Source organism: Streptomyces sp. NPDC001544, assembly GCF_042894285.1.
In the GTDB taxonomy this organism is placed as follows: Bacteria; Actinomycetota; Actinomycetes; order Streptomycetales; family Streptomycetaceae; genus Streptomyces.
The window spans coordinates 1-17,760 of sequence record NZ_JBIAVN010000021.1; the positions used below are offsets into that span (position 1 = coordinate 1).

Below are 17,760 nucleotides of genomic sequence, written 5' to 3' on the forward strand. Positions count from 1 at the left end.
AGACTCGCGCGGGGGCACCCCCATCGCCCCCGCTCGGGTCGGCTGGAAGGCGCCGTCGGTCTCAACCGGCCTGATCCACAAGACACCCCCTAGCGCTGACCGGATCCGGCGGGCCGGCCTGCCCAAGGGGAGCGCCGACCGCGCCAGTCGACCACTTCCATAGAGTATGAATATAAAAATGTTATGCTTCGAGCATGAGTCGTCAAGACACCGCTCCTGGCGCGTCCGCCGCCATCGGGGCAGCCCTCTACAGCCTGGCCACCAGGGCCGCGAGACGCCTGCCCCGGGACATGAGCCTGACGTCCGCCGCCACCCTGGCCACCCTCGACCGGACCGGCCCGCGGCGCATCACCGATCTGGCCGCGGTCGAGGGCGTCACCCAGCCCGCGATGACCGCCCTGGTCCGTGTGATGGAGGAGTCCGGCCTGGTCGAGCGGCGGGGCGACGCGTCCGACAGGCGGGTCACGCTGGTGTGCCTGACCGAGGCCGGCGCCTCCTATGTCCGGACGCGGCGCCAGGCGGGCGTCCACGCGTTCGAGCGGTTGATCGGCGAGCTCACCGCCGACGAGGTCGAGGCGCTGGTGGCGGCCCTTCCGGCGCTGAAGCATCTGGCAGAGCTCGAAAGCCAGGACCGCGAAGGGCCGAAGCAGTAACCGGGCAGCCGGTCGACGGGGCCGCGGTGAACGCGTTCCCGGTGGCGCGTTCCGAGGCGCGGCTGCTGGTCCCCGCGCTGTTGTTCATCGCTCTGGTCGTGGCGGCGGTCGGCAGCCTCGGGACGCCGCTCATCACGAGCGTGGCGACCTCGTTCCACGTCTCGCTCGGCAGCGCGCAGTGGACGCTGACCGCCGCGCTGCTCAGTGGCGCCGTTGCCACGCCGGTCCTGGGCCGGCTTGGAGCCGGCCGGCACCGGCGGGCCACGATCCTCGCCACGCTGGCGGTCGTCGTCGTCGGCAGCGCGCTCACCGTGCTGCCGCTGCCGTTCGCGTGGCTGCTGGCCGGCAGGGCGGCCCAGGGCGTCGGGCTCGGGCTGACGGCGCTGATGATGGGCGTGGCCCGGGACCACCTCCCCGAGGAGCGCAGCGCGGCCGTTATCGCCCTGATCTCGGTGGTCTCGATCATCGGGGCCGGCGTCGGCTACCCGCTGGCCGCACTGCTCGCCGAGTTCGGCGGGGTACGGGCCGCCTACGGCCTCGGCCTGGTCGTCACCGCCGTCGCCCTCCTGACCGCGTGGCGCTCGATGCCCGAAGCCCCCGAAGGCCGCTTGGCCCACGTGGACGTGGCAGGCGCGGTCGTCTTGGCCGCTGCGCTGCTCCTGGTGCTGTTCCTCGCGGGCGAACGGGATCTGTGGAGCCGGCACCTCGCCGTGGCGGCGGGCCTCGCCGTCGTCGCGGTGGTGCTGCTGTGCGTCTGGGCCGTGATCGAGCTGCGCAGCACTGCGCCCCTGGTCGATGTGCGGGCGGCGCGGCACCCGGCGGTCGTCGGGGCGAACCTCGCCATGTTCGTCGGCGGGATCGGCATGTACCTCCTGCTCACGCTCATCACCCGGTACGCGCAGACGCCGCACGGCGCCGGCTACGGCTTCGGGCTGACGACCTTCGTTGCCGGGCTGGTCCTCATTCCGTTCTCGGTGCTGGGGTTCGTCGCCGGCAAGGTCACGCCGCGGGTTCGGACGCGGATCGCCGACCCCCTGCTCCTGGCCGGCAGCGCCGTCGTGGTCGGCGGCGGGTTCGCTCTGTTCGCGGCGGCCCGGTCGGACCTGGCCGAACTGTTCGCGGCGATGGGCGTGCTCGGCTTCGGCGTCGGCGGCTTCTCGGCCGCGATACCCGGCGTCATCCTGGCCGTCACCCCCAAGAGCGAGACGTCGAGCGCCATGAGCTTCAACTACGTCGTCCGCAGCGTCGGGTACTCCCTGGGCAGCGCCATCGGCGGCCTGATCCTCGCCGCGGGCACCGGCCCCGGCCATCTCTTCCCCGACGACAGCGCCTACACCACCGCGGCGCTGGTCGGCATCGGCGCCATGGCGATCACGGCGCTGACAAGCCTCGCTCTCGCCCGCCGACGCTCGTCCGAGACCAACCCGTAAGTCAGATGCACTCATCCCCACACTGGAGGTTCCATGCCCAAGGGCTACTGGGTCAGCGTCTACCGCACCATTTCCGACCCCGAGAAGCCGGCTGCTTACAACAAGCTGGCCCGTTCGGCCGTCGAGGCCGGGGGCGGCCGGACCCTCGTCCGTGGCGGTCGGGTCGTGGCGTATGACGCCGGAATCGCCAAGCGCACCGTCCTGGTCGAGTTCGACAGCTTCGAGCAGGCCGTCGCGGCGCGCGAGAGTGCGGCCTACCAGGAGGCGCTGGTCGCCCTCTCCGACGGCGTCGAGCGCGACTTCCGCATCGTCGAAGGCATCGACTGACCGAGGCCCAGTCGGATCTGCACTGAAGGGTCACAGAGCTCCAAGAGGCTTGGCTCGCCGAGGTGCTGTGCAACGGCAGCTACACCCTCACCCCGCTCGGCCACGACGCCCGCGAGCCCCTGCGTTCGGTCACGGAGTGGTCGCAGCGGTGGGCTGCCGAGCTTGCCGACGCCCCGCCCGCTGCCGCCGAGGGAGCCGGCGACGGCCGCCGCAACCGGTTCTGACAGCGGTCCGCGCGCGGGACACCTCAGATTTTCGGCCCGTAACCACAGGTCGACCGACGCGTGTGGCAACTGCTGGGCGACGTCGAGCCGAGGACCGCGCCCTCCTTCCCGCCCCGCCGCTGGCACGACGACACGGTGAGCGCGCCCGTCCGCGGGGACGGCCCCAGACGCGCCCTCGCCACCGCCGTCGCCCTGGTCGAGGCCGGGCGGACCCGGACGGTGCGGCGGCGTCTCGTCCGGACCTTCAGCTCGGAGCCCGCCTTCGCCGAGCCCTGGCTGCGCCGCCTCTCCCGCGAACTCGGTCGGTAACCCGTTCGCCGGGCAGGCCGGCGCTCTGCTTGGCTCACCCCATGAGTGATCTTCACATCCGCCGCGCCGCTCTCTCGGACATCGACACCGTGCTGCGGTTCTGGCGCGAGGCCGCGGAGGGCACGAGCATCAGCGACGACCACGACGGAGTGGCCCGGCTCATCAGGCGAGACCCCGAGGCGCTGCTCCTCGCAGAGCGCGACGGCGTCCTCGCCGGGACCGTCATAGCCGGCTTCGACGGATGGCGGTGCTCCGCCTACCGGCTGGCCGTACACCCCGACCACCGCAGGCAGGGCATCGCCACCGCCCTGCTGGAAGCCGCGGAGCAGCGCTTCGCCGCCCTCGGCGGGCGGCGCGTCGACGCCATGGTCCTGGAGGTCAACGAACGGGCGCACCTCACCTGGGGCGCGGCCGGCTACCACCGCGAGGACCACTGGCGACGCTGGGTCAAGCCACTCTCCACCGACTGATCGCCCCTTACCGATACCCCTCCACACTTTTTTGCCCATCCTTTACCATGGGAGGATCACTCGGTTCTGCATGAAAGGTTGTGAGCCTGCGCCCATGGGCGAGCCTCCCGGTCGACGACGTCGCGCGACCCTCCCTGCCCTGTCCGAGGATGGGAAGGAGGTGACCCGATGACCGAAGTGCTCCTCCTTCTGGTGGCGGTCCTGCTCTCGCTCGCCTGTGGTGCCTTCGTGGCCGCCGAGTTCTCACTGACCACGGTCGAGCGGCGCGAGCTGGAGCGGGCCGCCGAGAGAGGTGAGCGCGGTGCCGCCGGCGCCCTCAAGGCGGTGCGGAACCTCACGTTCCAGCTCTCCGGGGCGCAACTCGGCATCACCGTCACCAACCTGGTGGTCGGCATGCTCGCCGAGCCGTCGATCGCCGCGCTGCTCTCCGGTCCGCTGCAGGCGCTCGGCATCTCCGCCTCCGCGGCGAACTCGGTCGCGCTGGTGGTCGGCACGGCCCTGTCCACGGTGTTCCTGATGGTCGTGGGCGAGCTGGTGCCCAAGAACTGGGCGATCTCCTCTCCGCTGGCCATGGCCAAACGGGTCGGCAACGCGCAGCGCTGGTTCAGCGCCGTCTTCCGCCCGTTCATCACCCACCTGAACAACACGGCGAACCGCGTCGTACGCCGCCTCGGCGTGGAGCCCGCCGAGGAGCTGGCCTCCGCGCGCGGCCCCCAGGAGCTGGCGGCGCTGGCCCGGCACTCCGCCAAGAAGGGGGCCCTGGAGGCGGACACCGCGGAACTGTTCGTCCGCACCCTGAACCTCGCCGACCTGACGGCGGAGAACGTGATGACCCCCCGCGTCCAGGTCGTCGCCCTGGACGTCCAGGCGACCTGCCAGGACGTCGCGAACGCGACCCGGGCCACCGGGCTGTCCCGGTTCCCGGTCTACCGGGACAGTCTCGACTCGGTAGTCGGGACCGCCCACATCAAGGACATCCTGGCCCTGCCCGCCGACCAGCGGCCCCACCGCTCCGTCGCGCAGGTGATGCGCGAGCCGCTGCTGGTCCCCGAGTCGCTCACCGTCGACCGGCTCCTCGACCGGCTCTCCGGCAAACGCACCATGGCCGTCGTCATCGACGAGTACGGCGGCACGGCGGGCGTCGCCACCCTGGAGGACATCGTCGAGGAGGTCGTCGGCGAGGTGCGGGACGAACACGACCCGCACGAGACGCCCGACCTCGCCCCGGCCGGGGCCGACGAGCAGGGCCGCGCCCTGTACTCGGCGGACGGCGCGACCCGCATCGACCAGCTCACCCGGGTGGGACTGCGGGTGCCGGACGGTCCCTACGAGACACTGGCCGGGCTCATGGCGACGGAACTGGGCCGGATACCCGAGACCGGGGACCGCGTCGAGGTCGCCGGGTGGCGGCTCGACGTGGTGGACGCCTCGGGCCACCGGGCGGCCCGGGTGCTGCTGCACGCGCCGCTCGACGACGAACAGCGGGAGGCCGTACGGTGACCGCCGTCCAGTTGCTGATCGGGCTGGCGACGCTGGTCGTCAACGCCTTCTTCGTGGGCGCCGAGTTCGCCCTGATCTCCGTGCGGCGCAGCCAGGTCGAGCCGTACGCGGAAGCCGGCGACCGGCGGGCGAAGCTCGTGCTGTGGGGCCTGGAGCACGTGTCCGCACTGCTGGCGGCCGCCCAGCTCGGCATCACGCTGTGCACGCTGGTCCTCGGTGTGGTCGCGGAACCGGCGATCGCGCACCTGCTGGAACCGGCGTTCCACGCGGTGGGCGTGTCCAAGAGCGCGGGCCACGCCGTCTCCTTCGTGATCGCCCTGGGCCTGGCCACCTATCTGCACATGCTGCTCGGCGAGATGGTGCCCAAGAACATCGCGCTCGCCGAACCGGTGCGCAGCGCGCTGCTGCTCGGCCCGCCCCTGGTCGCGCTGTCCCGGGCGCTGCGACCGGTGATCTTCACGGTGAACTCCTTCGCCAACATACTGCTGAAACTGCTGAGGGTGGAGGCCAGGGACGAGGTCTCGGCGACCTTCTCGGACGCCGAGCTGGCCGAGATCGTGAAGGACGCCGGCGAGGCCGGTCTGATCGACAACCGCGCGCAGGAGCGGCTGCACGACGCGCTGGAGCTGGGCAGCCGCCCGGTGCGGGACGTGGTGGTCCCGCTGGAACGCGTGGTGTACGCGCGCGTGGGCGTCACGGCGGAGCAGTTGGAACACCTGTCGGCCCAGTCCGGTTTCTCGCGCTTCCCGGTGGTCGACGCGGCACGCCGGATCGTCGGCTATCTGCATGTGAAGGACGCGCTGGACGCCTCACCGCGCAACGTTCCGTTCCGGCTGCGGGACATGCGGCCCATCGCGCGGGTGCGGGAGAACACACCGCTGGACGACGTGCTCACCGCGATGCGGGGCAGCCGGACGCATCTCGCGGCGGTACTCGGGGCAGACGGCAGGCTCGCCGGGCTGGTGACGATGGAGGACGTGCTGCGGCAGCTGTTCGGGCAGCCCGCGTGACGGCGCCTTCCGGCCGACCGGGAGGAACGGCCGCCTCACCAGGCGGGGAGACCGGGAGGAACGGCCGCCTCACCAGGCCGGAAGGCCGGAAGGAACGGCCGCCTCACCAGGCCGGAAGGCCGGAAGGAACAGCCGCCTCACCAGGCCGGAAGGCCGGAAGGAACAGCCGCCTCACCAGGCCGGAAGGGTCCGCAGAGCCCAGACGATGCACCGGAGCCCGGGCGACCGCCGGGACGCGGACGACCGCCGGGACTCGGACGACCACCGAGAATCGGACGGCCGGCCAGGACTCGACGACCACCGGGCCCGGACGGCCGGCCAGGACCCGACGACCACCGGGCCCAGCTCCGGCCGAGTCCGGCGACCGCCGCGACACGGACGACCAGCCGGGAGACGAGCGACCCGCCGGGCCGGGGGCCCCACCCGCCCGGCCCCCCCGGGTGACCGACCGGCGGGTATGGCGCCGGGATACCATCGCTGTCGCCATGCAGACGAATTCCGCACCCCACCCCGCCCACACCAGCCTCGTCGCCGTCGGCGACTCGTTCACCGAAGGCATGTCGGACCTGCTGCCCGACGGTTCCTACCGGGGCTGGGCCGATCTCCTCGCCGCGCGGATGGCCGCCCGCACCCCCGGGTTCCGGTACGCGAACCTCGCGGTGCGGGGCAAGCTGATCGGACAGATCGTCGACGAGCAGGTACCCGTGGCGGCCGCGATGGGAGCCGACGTCATCACGCTCGTCGGCGGCCTCAACGACACACTGCGGCCCAAGTGCGACATGAACCGGGTCAAGGACCTGCTGACGGAGGCCGTGGAACAGCTGGCGCCGGCGTGCAAGCAGCTGGTGCTGATGCGCAGCCCGGCCCGGCAGGGACCGGTCCTGGAGCGGTTCCGTCCGCGCATGGAGGAACTGTTCGTCTGCGTCGACGAGCTCGCCGCACGGCACGGCGCGCTGGTGGTCGACCTGTACGGGGCGCCCTCGCTGTCCGATCCCCGGATGTGGGACGTGGACCGGCTCCACCTGACGGCGGAGGGGCACCGCCGGGTCGCCGAGGCGGTCTGGCAGGCGCTCGGCCACGAAGCCGAGGACCCTCAGTGGCGGACTCCGATGGCGGCGACCCTGCCGCCGGGCTGGGTCACCCGGCGGGTCGCGGACGCGCGGTTCGCCCGGCAGCACCTGCTGCCGTGGATAGGCCGGCGGCTGACCGGCCGCTCCTCCGGCGACGGCCGCCCCGCGAAGCGGCCCGAGCTGCTGTCGTACGAGGACTCGGGGGCGTGACGCCCCGGCGGAGGGCGTGACGGCGGTCTCGTAGCTTCCGACGAACAGGCCCGTGGGGCTGGCCTGCACGAATCGCCAGTAGAATCCGTGCACGTGACTTCAGCGCCCGCCAAGCCCCGCATCCCGAACGTCCTCGCCGGACGCTACGCCTCCGCCGAGCTCGCCACGCTCTGGTCGCCCGAGCAGAAGGTGAAGCTGGAGCGGCAGCTCTGGCTCGCCGTGCTGCGGGCCCAGAAGGACCTCGGGATCGAGGTTCCCGACGCAGCGCTCGCCGACTACGAGCGTGTCCTCGACACCGTCGACCTGGCTTCCATCGCCGAGCGCGAGAAGGTCACGCGGCACGACGTGAAGGCGCGGATCGAGGAGTTCAACGACCTCGCCGGGCACGAGCACGTGCACAAGGGCATGACCTCCCGCGATCTGACGGAGAACGTCGAGCAGCTGCAGATCCGGCTCTCGCTGGAGCTGGTGCGCGATCGCACGGTGGCCGTCCTGGCCCGGCTGGCGAAGCTGGCCGCCGAGTACGGCGAACTCGTCATGGCCGGCCGTTCCCACAACGTCGCCGCGCAGGCAACCACCCTCGGCAAGCGCTTCGCGACCGCCGCCGACGAACTGCTCGTGGCGTACGGCAGGGTCGAGGAGCTCCTCGGCCGCTACCCGCTGCGCGGTATCAAGGGCCCGGTGGGCACCGCGCAGGACATGCTGGACCTGCTGGGCGGGGACGCGGTCAAGCTCGCGGAGCTGGAGCGGCGGATCGCCGGTCACCTTGGCTTCTCGCAGGCCTTCACCTCGGTCGGCCAGGTCTATCCGCGCTCGCTGGACTACGAGGTCGTCACCGCGCTGGTGCAGCTGGCCGCCGCGCCGTCGTCGCTGGCCAAGACCATCCGGCTGATGGCGGGCCACGAGCTGGTGACCGAGGGCTTCAAGCCGGGCCAGGTCGGCTCCTCCGCCATGCCGCACAAGATGAACACCCGCTCCTGCGAGCGCGTCAACGGCCTGATGGTCATCCTGCGCGGCTACGCCTCGATGACCGGCGAGCTGGCGGGCGACCAGTGGAACGAGGGCGACGTCTCCTGCTCGGTGGTGCGCCGGGTCGCGCTGCCGGACGCGTTCTTCGCCCTCGACGGGCTGCTGGAGACCTTCCTGACGGTCCTCGACGAGTTCGGCGCGTTCCCGGCGGTCGTCGCCCGTGAGCTGGACCGCTACCTGCCGTTCCTGGCCACGACCAAGGTGCTGATGGGGGCGGTGCGGGCCGGGGTCGGCCGCGAGGTCGCCCACGAGGCCATCAAGGAGAACGCCGTCGCCACGGCACTGGCGATGCGCGAGCAGGGCGCCGAGCGCAACGACCTGCTGGACAAGCTCGCCGTTGACGACCGCCTCCCGCTGGACCGGACGCAGCTCGAGCAGCTCATGGCCGACAAGCTGTCCTTCACCGGCGCGGCGGCCGACCAGGTCGGCGTCGTCGTCGCCCGGATCGAGGAGATCGCCAAGCAGCACCCGGAGGCCGCGGGCTACACCCCGGGGGCGATCCTCTGACCCGCTTCACCCAGGCGGAACTCGAGGCCGCCCGCGACCGTCTGGTGCCGGACGTGGTCGCGGACGGCCTCCACGTCCTGTTCTGCGGCATCAATCCGGGGCTGATGACGGCGGCCACGGGACACCACTTCGCGCGGCCCGGGAACCGCTTCTGGCCGGTACTGCACCTGTCCGGGTTCACGCCCAGACGGCTGAAGCCGTCGGAGCAGCGGGAGTTGCTGTCGTACGGGCTCGGCATCACCAACGTCGTGGCGCGGGCGACGGCTCGGGCCGACGAGCTGACCGCGCAGGAGTACGTCGAGGGCGGCCGGCTGCTCGCGGCGAAGGTGGCGCGGCTGCGGCCGAGGTGGCTGGCCGTGGTGGGGGTGACCGCCTACCGGGCCGCGTTCGGCGACCGTGCGGCCCGGGTGGGGCCGCAGGAGCGGACGATCGGGGACACGCGTGTGTGGGTGCTGCCCAACCCGAGCGGTCTGAACGCGCATTGGACGGCGGCGACGATGGCGGAGGAGTTCGCGCGGCTGCGGGAGGCGGCGCAGGGCTGACGGGTCACGGGGGGTCTATGTCCGTGACCAGGGCGAGCAGTTGGAACGGGAGTTCCCTGTTCCACTGGGACACACCGAGGGCGACCCAGCGGTCCGTCTCCGGCGACCGCCACAGGTGCAGGTCGGGCACATGGGCGCTGAGCGAGGCCCATGGCTCGGGTATGTCCTCGCCGCTCTCCGCGCGCACGAGGACGCCGACCAGGCTGAGGACCTGCGGAGGTCCCCAGCGCCGGGTCAGCCCCTCGCTCAGGCCGTCCCTGTCGGCCTCGTACTGCTCCTCGCTCCGCTCCCGGTCCGTCCCGTCGTCCTCCCAGAAGTCGCCGCTCGTCTGTAAAGCGGCGACGTGATACCCCGGCCCGCCGGTGCCGACGTCCGTCCCGCCGTGCTCCGCGGGAAAGTCCGCCGCGCACAGCAGTTCGATGGTGCCGAGGTACCGCGCGATGTCCATGTGATCCAGTAAAACGCCCACCACTGACAATTGGCGGGGCGTCAAGCGTCCCGGCGGCGCAGGCTCCAGGCACCCGCTCCGAGCGCCGCGGCCGTCCAGAGCGCGGTCACCGCGAGCCCCGCCCATGGCCCCAGGGTCCCGTCGTACGACTGGCGCATGACCACCTGCCCGGCGTGGTCGGGCAGGAAGTCGGCGGCGCCGCCCGCCGCGGAGCCGATCACGAAGGGGACGACGAGGAGGAACGGGCTCAGGACGGAGAGCGTGACCACGCCGCTGCGGAGCAGGGCCGTGAGACCGGCCGCGAACAGGGCCATGAGCATCAGGTAGATCCCGCAGCCGACGACGCCCCGCACCTGCTCGCCGAGGGTCAGCCCGCTCGCCGCGGAGCCGAGGCCCGTACGCGCCGCGAGGAGGGCGGCGCAGGCGGTCATCAGCCCCACGACGAGGGCCGGTGCGGCGATGGCCGTCACCTTGGCCGCGAACCACCGTCCACGCTGCGGGACCGCGGCCAGCGACAGCCGGAGCCCGCCTCCCTGGAACTCCGACGACACCGCCATGGCGCCGAAGGAGACCGCGGCGATCTGGCCGGGCAGGACGCCCGACAGCGCCATGAACAGCGGGTCGAATCCCGGGTCCGAGGTGTCGGAGACCCCGGCGAGCGCGGAGAACGCCGTGGTCGCCGCGAACAGCGCCAGCAGCGCTCCGCACAGCGAACGCAGGGTGCGGATCTTGATCCACTCGGAGTGGAGCACGGGTGCGAAGGACATGGTCAGGCCTCCTGGCGCTGTGCGGTGAACTCGGCTTCGGCGGCGGTCAGGTCGAGGTAGGCCTGCTCCAACGTGCCTTCCTCGGCGGAGAGTTCGAGGATGGGCACGCCCGCGGCGGAGGTGAGACGTCCGATGTCGTCCACGCGTGCGTGGGGCACGGTCCAGTGGCCGTCCTCGTGCTCCACGGCATCGTGATCGTGCCGGGCGAGGACGCTCCTGAGGGTGGCGGGATCGGTCGTGCGGATCCGCACACTCGGCTGCACGCGCGCGTGGATGAACTCCCGCATCGGGGTGTCTGCCAGCAGGCGGCCCCGGCCGAGGACGACCAGGTGGTCCGCGAAGGACGCGGTCTCGTTCATCAGATGGCTGGAGACCAGGACGGTTCGCCCCTCCTTCGCCAGCCGGCGCAGCAACTCCCGGATCCAGACGATGCCTTCCGGGTCGAGGCCGTTGGACGGCTCGTCGAGCAGGACCACTTCGGGATCGCCCAGGAGGGCCGCGGCGATGCCGAGCCGCTGGCGCATGCCCAGGGAGTACGTCTTGACCCGGCGGCGTGCCGCCGAGGCCAGGCCCGTCTCCTCCAGCAGCTCGTCCACCCGGCGCGCGGGGATGCGGTTGCTCGCCGCCAGCGCTCGCAGGTGATCGCGGCCGGTGCGGGAGCCGTGCGCGGCCTGCGCGTCGAGGAGGGCGCCCACGTGGCGCAGGGGTTCGCCGAGAGTGGCGTAGAGCCGGCCGCCGATCGTGGCGGAGCCGGAGGTCGGCCGGTCCAGGCCGAGCACGAGCCGCATGGTGGTCGACTTCCCGGCGGCGTTGGGGCCGAGGAAACCGGTCACGCGGCCGGGCAGGACATGGAAGGTCAGGTGGTCCACGGCTCGCCGGGTGCCGTACTCCTTGGTGAGGTCTTGGACGTCGATGCTGGTCATGGCAGCAGCCTGGCCGCCGGCCAGGGGGCGGGGCCTCCCCCACCGGTGGAGATCGTCTCCCCCGCGCGGGGGAGGTCCGCTGTCGGTGGCGGCTGGCACGATGACCAAATGGCCCGCTTCCTGCGCCCGTTGCTTCGGGGGACGACGTACACACGGCTACTGCATCTGTGGGTGCCGATGCTGATCGTCAGCGTGTGGCTGTTCATCGACCCGGCCACGCCGTGGGTGCCCGCGCTGGCTCTGGTTCCGGTGGGGCTGTTGATCCCGGGGGTACGCAGGGGTGAGGGCGTACAGGCGCATCTGCTGCTGACGCCGGGTGAGGAGGACTCGGGCATCTCCACGGCCCCGTCGGCGACATGGCGCGACCGGTTCCGCACGATGCTGTGGCTGGAGACGCGGATGGCGCTGTCGGCGGCCGTCTGCTTCGCCACCGCCTGGCTGTCGTTCCTCGCCGTCGACCTGACCGGCGCGGCGCTCGGGCACGTGCCCACCGGCAATCCGCTGCTGCCGGTCTCCGAGCCCCGCTGGGTCTACGCCCTGCTGGCGCCCCTGCCGGTGATCGCCCTGTACGCCGCCGTCGTCGGCCTCGGTGAGCTGGGCACCGCCCTCGCCCGCCGTCTTCTCGGCCCCTCCCCCGCCGAACGCATCGCCGCTCTGGAGGAGCGCACCGAGTTGCTCCTGGAGCGCACCCGCATCGCGCGCGAGCTGCACGACTCGATCGGTCACGCGCTGACCGTCGCCGTGGTGCAGGCGGGCGCCGCTCGTGCGGCCGGCGACCCGGCGTTCACCGAGCGTGCCCTGGACGCCATCGAGGAGACCGGCCGGGCGGCACTGGAGGATCTGGAGCGCGTGCTCGGCGTCCTGCGGGAGGCCCAGCGGCCCGTGAGCAGCCGTCCGACGCTGACGGACGCGGATCGTCTGCTGGAGTCGGCCCGCGCCTCCGGAGCGAAGGTGGACGCGGAGTTCTCCGGTCCCCTGGAGGTGGTGCCGGGCCCTGTGTCCCGTGAGGGGTACCGCATCCTCCAGGAGTCGCTGACCAATGTGCTCCGGCACGCGGGGCCGGTCCCCGTCCAGGTACGCGTGCGGGTCGACGGCGGCGCGCTCGCGCTGGAGGTCCGCAATCCGCTCGCCGCCGGCGTCCCGGGTGCCGGTGGGGGCAGCGGTCTGCGCGGGATCCGCGAGCGGGCGGCACTGCTCGGCGGCCGCGCGCTCACCGGCCCGGACGAAGGTGACTGGCAGGTGCATGCAGAGCTTCCGCTGCGCTGATCTACGCTGGCGGGGTGCCGGTCACCGTTCTCCTCGTCGACGACGAACCCCTGGTCCGCGTGGGTCTGCGGGCCGTGCTGGAGGCCCAGCCCGACATCGAGGTCGTCGGCGAGGCGGCCGACGGCGCGGCGGTGATCCCGCTGGTCCGGCAGTTGCGGCCGGACGTGGTCGCCATGGATGTGCGGATGCCGTTGCTGGACGGCATCGAGGCCACGCGCGCGGTGCTGCGCACCGTCGACAGCCCGCCGAAGATCCTGGTCGTGACCACCTTCGAGAACGACGAGTACGTGTACGAGGCGCTGCGCGCGGGCGCCGACGGCTTCCTGCTCAAGCGGGCCCGGCCCGCGGAGATCGTGCACGCGGTGCGGCTGGTGGCGGAGGGCGAGTCGTTGCTGTTCCCGGCCTCCGTACGGCAGCTCGCCGCCCGGTACGGCACCGACGGTGACGGCGGCGACCGGGCCGCGCGTGCCGTGCTGGAGCGGGCCCGGCTGACCGAGCGGGAGGCCGAGGTGCTGCGGCTGATGGCCCGGGGGCTGTCGAACGCGGAGATCGCCGGCCGGCTGGTGGTCGGCACGGAGACGGTGAAGTCGCATGTGAGCGCCGTACTGGCGAAGCTCGGGGCGCGCGACCGCACCCAGGCGGTGATCGCGGCGTACGAGTCGGGGTTCGTGGCTCCCGGCTGATCCGGCGGACAGGTGCCTGCTTGATGCCTCCGGCGGTGCTTCCGGCGGCGCTTGCACTGGTCAGGGTGGTGTCTTCCACCGGGCCGGAGGGCCGCTGCGCAGCGCGTCGAGGCGGCGCCGGTAGTCGTCCTCGTCGATCTCCCCGCGGGCCAGCCGCTCCTTGAGTATCTCCTCCGCCGAGGGCGTGACCGGTGTGCGGGTGCGTTCGTAGGGCCTGTTGAGGGCGCGGACGAGCAGGATGGCACCTGTGACGATCAGCGCCCAGAACAGGATCATGCCGGCGGACATGGCGAACCAGCCCCAGCCGCCGGAGCCGTGGCCGTACCAGAAGATCATCGCAACTCACCCGCTCCGGCCGTGTTCCGTGCCCCGGACGCCGAGTGGCGCCCGGGGCGTCGCCCCCCCCCGACCCCAGGGTCCCGCCGCTCGTGGTCGCGGTCTGGGGCCGGACGGCCCCTGCCTCCGGGCCGCCCGGCCCTGGCACCGCGTGCGTCGCGGGCGCCCGGCTCTCGCCGGGGTGCGGTGTGCCGAGTAGCATCCGCCCCACACGGCGCACGAGCTGGGAGGACGGACGGTGGCGCGGCTGACCGGCGGGGATCCCTCGCTGCTGCGAAGGATCAACTCCGCGGTGGTGCTGCACGCGCTGCGTGCCACGGACTGCGCGACACTCACGGAGATCACCCGGGTGACGGGGTTGTCCCGGCCCACGGTCGAGGGCGTCGTCGAGGGGCTCATCGGGGCCGGTCTGGTCGTCGAGAAGGAGGCCGAGGAGGGTGCCGCCCGGCGTCAGGGCAGGCCGGCGCGGCGGTTCCGGTTCCGGGCCGAGGCCGGGCACCTGCTGGGGCTGGAGATCGGGGCGCATCGCGTCGCCGCGCTCCTGGCCGACCTCGACGGGCGGATCCTGGGCTCGCAGGCGAAGGAGGTCTCCGAGACGGCCGACGCGGACGAGCGCCTGGAGCGGCTGCGCACCGCGGTGGCCGAGCTGCTGCGGCGGGCCGGGACGGCGCGGGGCTCGCTGCGGGCGGTGGGGGTCGGCACACCGGGGATCGTGGAGGCCGACGGCACGATACGGCTGGGCACCGCGCTACCCCAGTGGACCGGTCTGCGCCTGGGCGAACGGCTCAGCCGTTCCTTCCGGTGCCCGGTTCTGGTGGAGAACGACGCCAACGCCGCCGCGGTCGCCGAACACTGGAAGGGCGCCGCGGCCGAGTCGGACGACGTCGTGTTCGTGCTGGCCGGGCTGAGTCCGGGCGCCGGTTCACTGATCGGGGGACGGCTGCACCGGGGTTACGGCGGGGCCGCCGGTGAGATCGGCGCGCTGCATCTGCTGGGCCGGGAGGCGACGCCGGAGACGCTGCTGTCCACCACGCACGAGCCGTTGCACCCGCTGGACGAGCAGGCCGTCGCCGAGGTGTTCGCGCTCGCCCGCCAGGGCGACCAGCGGGCCCGGGCCGCCGTCGACCGGTTCATCCAGCGGCTGGTGCACGACGTCGCGGCGCTGGTCCTCGCGCTCGACCCGGAGCTGGTGGTGATCGGCGGCTGGGCGGCCGGACTGGACGGCGTACTGGAGCCCCTGCGCCGCGAGCTGTCCCGCTACTGCCTTCGGCCGCCCGGGGTGGCGCTGTCGCTGCTCGGGGAGGCGGCCGTGGCGACGGGTGCTCTGCGGCTCGCCCTTGATCACGTCGAGGAGCAGTTGTTCGCGGTGGAGGGCACGGTGACGGCGCGACGGTGAGGGCCCGCCGGAGACCGACGGGCCCTGGGATCCGGTCCGCCGGACCCGGCCTAGGAGGCCTGGCGCTCCGGCCCGTGGTCTATCTCCACACCTCCGGAGTCGCCGAAGGTCAGCCGGCAGGTGTCCGCGCGGTAGGTGGCGACGGAGACCGCCGCGGTGCGGCCCTGGGCGAAGAATCGGGTGGTGACGACGAGGACGGGGGCGCCGGGGAGCCGGTCGAGTTCCCTGGCGTCGTCCGCGCGGGCCGAGCCGAGCTCCACGGCGCGGTCCTGGCCCTCCAGCTCCAGGTGCTGCAGCTCACGCAGGACGGCACGCGCGCGTGCGGGTCCGGAGGGCGCGTCGATCCCGGACAGGGCGGGGACCGAGGACGCCGGGATGTAGAGCAGCTCGGCGGCGACCGGCTGGCCGTGCGACACGCGCGAGCGGCGCACGACGTGCACGGCCTCGTCCTCGCCGGCCTCCAGGGCGGTGGCGACGGCGGCGGGCGGCGCGTCCTGCGCGCAGTCGACGGGCTGCCAGGCGTCGCCGGGGGCGCCCGGCCAGGCCTGCTGCTCGGTACCGACGGCCACACCCACGCGCGGGGGTGCCACGGTGGTGCCGACACCGCGCCGGCGCTGGAGGCGGCCTTCCAGCTCGAGCTGCTCGAGGGCCTGGCGGAGCGTGGCACGGGCGACACCGAACCGGGCGGCGAGGTCGCGCTCGTTCGGCAGGATCTCGCCCACGGCGAACTCGGAGTCCAGTGCCTCACTGAGCACGGTCTTGAGGTGCCAGTACTTCGGTTCCGGCACCGTTTCCAGCTGCGTGGTCCCCACCCTGTCCTCCGCAATCGCCGTGGTCCGCGGCGTTTTAGCGCCCTTGTTTATTAAAGGTTGTTGCACTTGTCTGCGACGATAAGGCGGCCCCCACCCCTGGTCAAGACCAATCCTCGTTCCCGCAGAGAACACGGAGGTGTCCGCCGCGGGGCCTGCACACGCGTCCCGCGCGAACGATGCGCACCGTCCGGCCGCATCCGTCCGCCACGGCGACAGGAGGGCGACAGGATTGGCGGCCCCAGGGGGCTACCCGTCGGTAGCAATCGCTGACAGTCTGTCTCCCCACGGCGTCCACCAGCGAGTCCAGACGAGGAGCAGCACCATGTCCGCCACCGTCTCCTTCCCGGTCCCCACACCGCACGGCCCGCGGACCGCGACCGTCTCCTACGCGCGCGTGGGCAGCGGGGAGCCGCTGCTCCTGCTGCACGGCATCGGTCACCACCGGCAGGCCTGGGACCCGGTGGTGGACGTCCTCGCGACCGAGCGCGAGGTGATCGCCGTGGACCTGCCCGGCTTCGGCGCGTCGCCCGGGCTGCCCGAGGGCCTGGCGTACGACCTGTCGACGACGACCGCGGTGTTCCGTGCGTTCTGCGAGGCGCTGGAACTGGAGCGCCCGCATGTCGCGGGCAACTCGCTCGGCGGCCTGATAGCCCTCGAACTCGGCCGCGAGAAACTCGTACGGTCCGTCACGGCCCTGTCGCCCGCCGGGTTCTGGTCCGGGGCCGAGCGGGTCTGGGCCTTCGGCGTCCTCTCGGTCATGCGCCGGATCTCCCGGCGGCTGCCGGTGCCGCTGGTCGAGCGGGTCGCACGTACGGCGGTCGGCCGGGTGGCGCTGACGAGCACCATCTACGCCCGGCCCGCCCGCCGTTCACCCGAGGCCGTGGTCGCCGAGACGCTGGCACTGGCGAACGCCACCGGGTTCGACGACACCCTCCGGGCCGGTACGGCCGTCCGGTTCACCGACGACGTCCCCGGCATTCCCGTCACCGTCGCCTGGGGTTCGAGCGACCGGCTGCTGGTGCCCCGCCAGGGCGTCCGGGCGAAGGGCATCATTCCCAAGGCGCGGCTGGTCCGGCTGCCCGGCTGCGGCCATGTCCCGATGAACGACGACCCGGCGCTGGTCGCGCGCGTCATCCTGGACGGCAGCCGCTGACCGACCCGGAAGGCCGGGGCAGGGCGCCCGAGCCCAGGGCGCCCCGGCTCCCACGAGCGCACTGCCCGCGGCCTGCGCGGTCCCGTAGGAGCCCGTTCCGACGAGGGGCGCGGTGCAGGCGGCGGCCACCGGGATGAGCCCGGAGAAGAGCGTGGCACGCTCCGCGCCGATCCGCTGCGTGTGCCCATGTACCAGCACACGAACCCGACGACCGTGACGACCGCCGCCTGCCACAGCAGCGCGGTGGTCCTCAAGCGGACCATGGATCCGGGGCACCCGGTCCTCGACCAGGCGGTGTTCGCGCGGTTCGTGGAGCGCGGCGACTACGACCGCCGGCTGCGCCGCTGCCGGCGCGCCTACCGTGAGCGGCGTGACGTCCTGGTCGCCGCGCCGGCGGAGCACTTCCCGGACGCGAGGGTGTCCGGGATCGCCGCGGGGCTGCACGCCATCACCGAACTGCCCGGACGGTACGCACCCGAGGAGAACCCGGCCGCTCTCCTCGCCGCGGCCGGTGTCATGGTCCGCCCGCTGAGCTCCTGCACGTCCGGGCGAGCCGACGCGGACGAGGTGCGGCTGGTGCTCGGGTACGCCCACCTGACCCCGGCGCGGATCCGCGAGGACGTCAAGCCGATGGCGGAGTCGCTCACCGTCCGACGCCCGGCGGTACGGCCCCTCGACATCGCACGCCGGTTCCC

At 72.9% G+C, this 17,760-nt stretch carries 20 protein-coding genes and 1 pseudogene; 16 read left to right on the forward strand and 5 right to left on the reverse strand.

Going from position 1 to position 17,760, the window contains the following annotated elements; translation table 11 throughout:
• The first annotated feature begins 290 nt into the window (after window positions 1–290).
• The 11 genes from ACFY0F_RS34485 to mug all read left to right on the forward strand — a co-directional run bounded on the left by ACFY0F_RS34485 (window position 291) and on the right by mug (window position 9,281).
• Window positions 291–653, forward strand: a complete 363-nt coding sequence (locus tag ACFY0F_RS34485; RefSeq protein WP_388803763.1) for a MarR family winged helix-turn-helix transcriptional regulator — start codon at window positions 291–293, stop codon at window positions 651–653.
• A 26-nt stretch (window positions 654–679) separates the two neighbouring features.
• A complete protein-coding gene (locus ACFY0F_RS34490; protein WP_388803423.1) occupies window positions 680–2,083 on the forward strand; it encodes an MFS transporter in 1,404 nt (467 codons plus the stop codon).
• A gap of 33 nt (window positions 2,084–2,116) precedes the next feature.
• Window positions 2,117–2,410: a DUF1330 domain-containing protein gene (locus ACFY0F_RS34495; RefSeq protein ID WP_388803426.1), complete on the forward strand. Its 294-nt coding sequence runs from the start codon at window positions 2,117–2,119 to the stop codon at window positions 2,408–2,410.
• 62 nt (window positions 2,411–2,472) lie between these two features.
• Complete coding sequence (locus ACFY0F_RS34500) at window positions 2,473–2,634, forward strand: hypothetical protein (RefSeq protein WP_388803429.1); 162 nt, start codon at window positions 2,473–2,475, stop codon at window positions 2,632–2,634.
• Between the two features lie 60 nt (window positions 2,635–2,694).
• Window positions 2,695–2,943 (forward strand): hypothetical protein, encoded by a 249-nt coding sequence (locus tag ACFY0F_RS34505; protein ID WP_388803431.1) that lies wholly within the window; start codon window positions 2,695–2,697, stop codon window positions 2,941–2,943.
• A 41-nt stretch (window positions 2,944–2,984) separates the two neighbouring features.
• Window positions 2,985–3,413 carry a GNAT family N-acetyltransferase gene (locus ACFY0F_RS34510; RefSeq protein WP_388803434.1) on the forward strand — a complete coding sequence of 143 codons (429 nt, stop codon included), beginning with the start codon at window positions 2,985–2,987 and terminating at the stop codon, window positions 3,411–3,413.
• 168 nt (window positions 3,414–3,581) lie between these two features.
• Window positions 3,582–4,913 carry a hemolysin family protein gene (locus tag ACFY0F_RS34515; RefSeq protein ID WP_388803437.1) on the forward strand — a complete coding sequence of 444 codons (1,332 nt, stop codon included), beginning with the start codon at window positions 3,582–3,584 and terminating at the stop codon, window positions 4,911–4,913.
• The gene (locus ACFY0F_RS34520; RefSeq protein ID WP_388803440.1) at window positions 4,910–5,923 is read left to right on the forward strand and encodes a hemolysin family protein; all 1,014 of its coding nucleotides are present in this window, start codon (window positions 4,910–4,912) and stop codon (window positions 5,921–5,923) included. Before ACFY0F_RS34515 ends, ACFY0F_RS34520 begins: the two co-directional genes overlap by 4 nt.
• A 485-nt stretch (window positions 5,924–6,408) precedes the next feature.
• Window positions 6,409–7,203: an SGNH/GDSL hydrolase family protein gene (locus ACFY0F_RS34525; RefSeq protein WP_388803443.1), complete on the forward strand. Its 795-nt coding sequence runs from the start codon at window positions 6,409–6,411 to the stop codon at window positions 7,201–7,203.
• Between the two features lie 93 nt (window positions 7,204–7,296).
• Entirely contained in the window at window positions 7,297–8,739 is a 1,443-nt protein-coding gene (gene purB / locus ACFY0F_RS34530; protein WP_388803446.1) for an adenylosuccinate lyase, read from the forward strand.
• A gap of 44 nt (window positions 8,740–8,783) precedes the next feature.
• Window positions 8,784–9,281 carry a G/U mismatch-specific DNA glycosylase gene (gene mug / locus ACFY0F_RS34535; protein WP_388803449.1) on the forward strand — a complete coding sequence of 166 codons (498 nt, stop codon included), beginning with the start codon at window positions 8,784–8,786 and terminating at the stop codon, window positions 9,279–9,281.
• Window positions 9,282–9,285: 4 nt separating this feature from the next.
• Here mug and ACFY0F_RS34540 read toward each other — a convergent pair whose 3' ends face one another.
• From ACFY0F_RS34540 to ACFY0F_RS34550, 3 genes are read right to left on the reverse strand one after another with little or no spacing between them, the layout of a single operon-like run.
• Window positions 9,286–9,729: a hypothetical protein gene (locus tag ACFY0F_RS34540; protein WP_388803452.1), complete on the reverse strand. Its 444-nt coding sequence runs from the start codon at window positions 9,727–9,729 to the stop codon at window positions 9,286–9,288.
• Window positions 9,730–9,770: 41 nt separating this feature from the next.
• Entirely contained in the window at window positions 9,771–10,496 is a 726-nt protein-coding gene (locus ACFY0F_RS34545; RefSeq protein ID WP_388803455.1) for an ABC transporter permease, read from the reverse strand.
• Between the two features lie 2 nt (window positions 10,497–10,498).
• The gene (locus ACFY0F_RS34550; protein ID WP_388803458.1) at window positions 10,499–11,419 is read right to left on the reverse strand and encodes an ABC transporter ATP-binding protein; all 921 of its coding nucleotides are present in this window, start codon (window positions 11,417–11,419) and stop codon (window positions 10,499–10,501) included.
• A 108-nt stretch (window positions 11,420–11,527) separates the two neighbouring features.
• Between ACFY0F_RS34550 and ACFY0F_RS34555 the strand changes: the two genes are divergently transcribed.
• Window positions 11,528–12,685 carry a sensor histidine kinase gene (locus ACFY0F_RS34555; protein ID WP_388803461.1) on the forward strand — a complete coding sequence of 386 codons (1,158 nt, stop codon included), beginning with the start codon at window positions 11,528–11,530 and terminating at the stop codon, window positions 12,683–12,685.
• Window positions 12,686–12,699: 14 nt separating this feature from the next.
• Entirely contained in the window at window positions 12,700–13,368 is a 669-nt protein-coding gene (locus tag ACFY0F_RS34560; protein ID WP_388803464.1) for a response regulator, read from the forward strand.
• 60 nt (window positions 13,369–13,428) lie between these two features.
• Here ACFY0F_RS34560 and ACFY0F_RS34565 read toward each other — a convergent pair whose 3' ends face one another.
• Window positions 13,429–13,704: an SHOCT domain-containing protein gene (locus ACFY0F_RS34565; RefSeq protein ID WP_388803466.1), complete on the reverse strand. Its 276-nt coding sequence runs from the start codon at window positions 13,702–13,704 to the stop codon at window positions 13,429–13,431.
• A 238-nt stretch (window positions 13,705–13,942) separates the two neighbouring features.
• On the opposite strand from ACFY0F_RS34565, the gene ACFY0F_RS34570 reads away from it, so the two are divergent.
• On the forward strand, window positions 13,943–15,100 hold the full coding sequence (locus ACFY0F_RS34570; RefSeq protein WP_388803469.1) for an ROK family transcriptional regulator: 1,158 nt from the start codon (window positions 13,943–13,945) through the stop codon (window positions 15,098–15,100).
• Window positions 15,101–15,150: 50 nt separating this feature from the next.
• Here ACFY0F_RS34570 and ACFY0F_RS34575 read toward each other — a convergent pair whose 3' ends face one another.
• A complete protein-coding gene (locus tag ACFY0F_RS34575) occupies window positions 15,151–15,912 on the reverse strand; it encodes a GntR family transcriptional regulator (protein WP_388803472.1) in 762 nt (253 codons plus the stop codon).
• Window positions 15,913–16,234: 322 nt separating this feature from the next.
• On the opposite strand from ACFY0F_RS34575, the gene ACFY0F_RS34580 reads away from it, so the two are divergent.
• Together ACFY0F_RS34580 and ACFY0F_RS34585 are read left to right on the forward strand one after the other, a co-directional pair.
• Window positions 16,235–17,065, forward strand: coding sequence for an alpha/beta fold hydrolase (locus ACFY0F_RS34580; RefSeq protein WP_388803475.1), 831 nt, complete (start codon window positions 16,235–16,237; stop codon window positions 17,063–17,065).
• Window positions 17,066–17,317: 252 nt separating this feature from the next.
• Window positions 17,318–17,710 (forward strand): annotated as a pseudogene (locus ACFY0F_RS34585) (PLP-dependent aminotransferase family protein); the annotation flags it as partial.
• Window positions 17,711–17,760: the final 50 nt, after the last annotated feature.

Coding starts and splice junctions, on each gene's coding strand:
- ACFY0F_RS34555 (WP_388803461.1), top strand. CDS start 11,528: ATGGCCCGCTTCCTGCGCCCGTTGCTTCGGGGGACGACGTACACACGG.
- ACFY0F_RS34495 (WP_388803426.1), top strand. CDS start 2,117: ATGCCCAAGGGCTACTGGGTCAGCGTCTACCGCACCATTTCCGACCCC.
- ACFY0F_RS34485 (WP_388803763.1), top strand. CDS start 291: ATGAGCCTGACGTCCGCCGCCACCCTGGCCACCCTCGACCGGACCGGC.
- ACFY0F_RS34550 (WP_388803458.1), bottom strand. CDS start 11,419: ATGACCAGCATCGACGTCCAAGACCTCACCAAGGAGTACGGCACCCGG.
- ACFY0F_RS34565 (WP_388803466.1), bottom strand. CDS start 13,704: ATGATCTTCTGGTACGGCCACGGCTCCGGCGGCTGGGGCTGGTTCGCC.
- ACFY0F_RS34545 (WP_388803455.1), bottom strand. CDS start 10,496: ATGTCCTTCGCACCCGTGCTCCACTCCGAGTGGATCAAGATCCGCACC.
- ACFY0F_RS34540 (WP_388803452.1), bottom strand. CDS start 9,729: ATGGACATCGCGCGGTACCTCGGCACCATCGAACTGCTGTGCGCGGCG.
- ACFY0F_RS34510 (WP_388803434.1), top strand. CDS start 2,985: ATGAGTGATCTTCACATCCGCCGCGCCGCTCTCTCGGACATCGACACC.
- ACFY0F_RS34515 (WP_388803437.1), top strand. CDS start 3,582: ATGACCGAAGTGCTCCTCCTTCTGGTGGCGGTCCTGCTCTCGCTCGCC.
- ACFY0F_RS34525 (WP_388803443.1), top strand. CDS start 6,409: ATGCAGACGAATTCCGCACCCCACCCCGCCCACACCAGCCTCGTCGCC.
- ACFY0F_RS34580 (WP_388803475.1), top strand. CDS start 16,235: ATGTCCGCCACCGTCTCCTTCCCGGTCCCCACACCGCACGGCCCGCGG.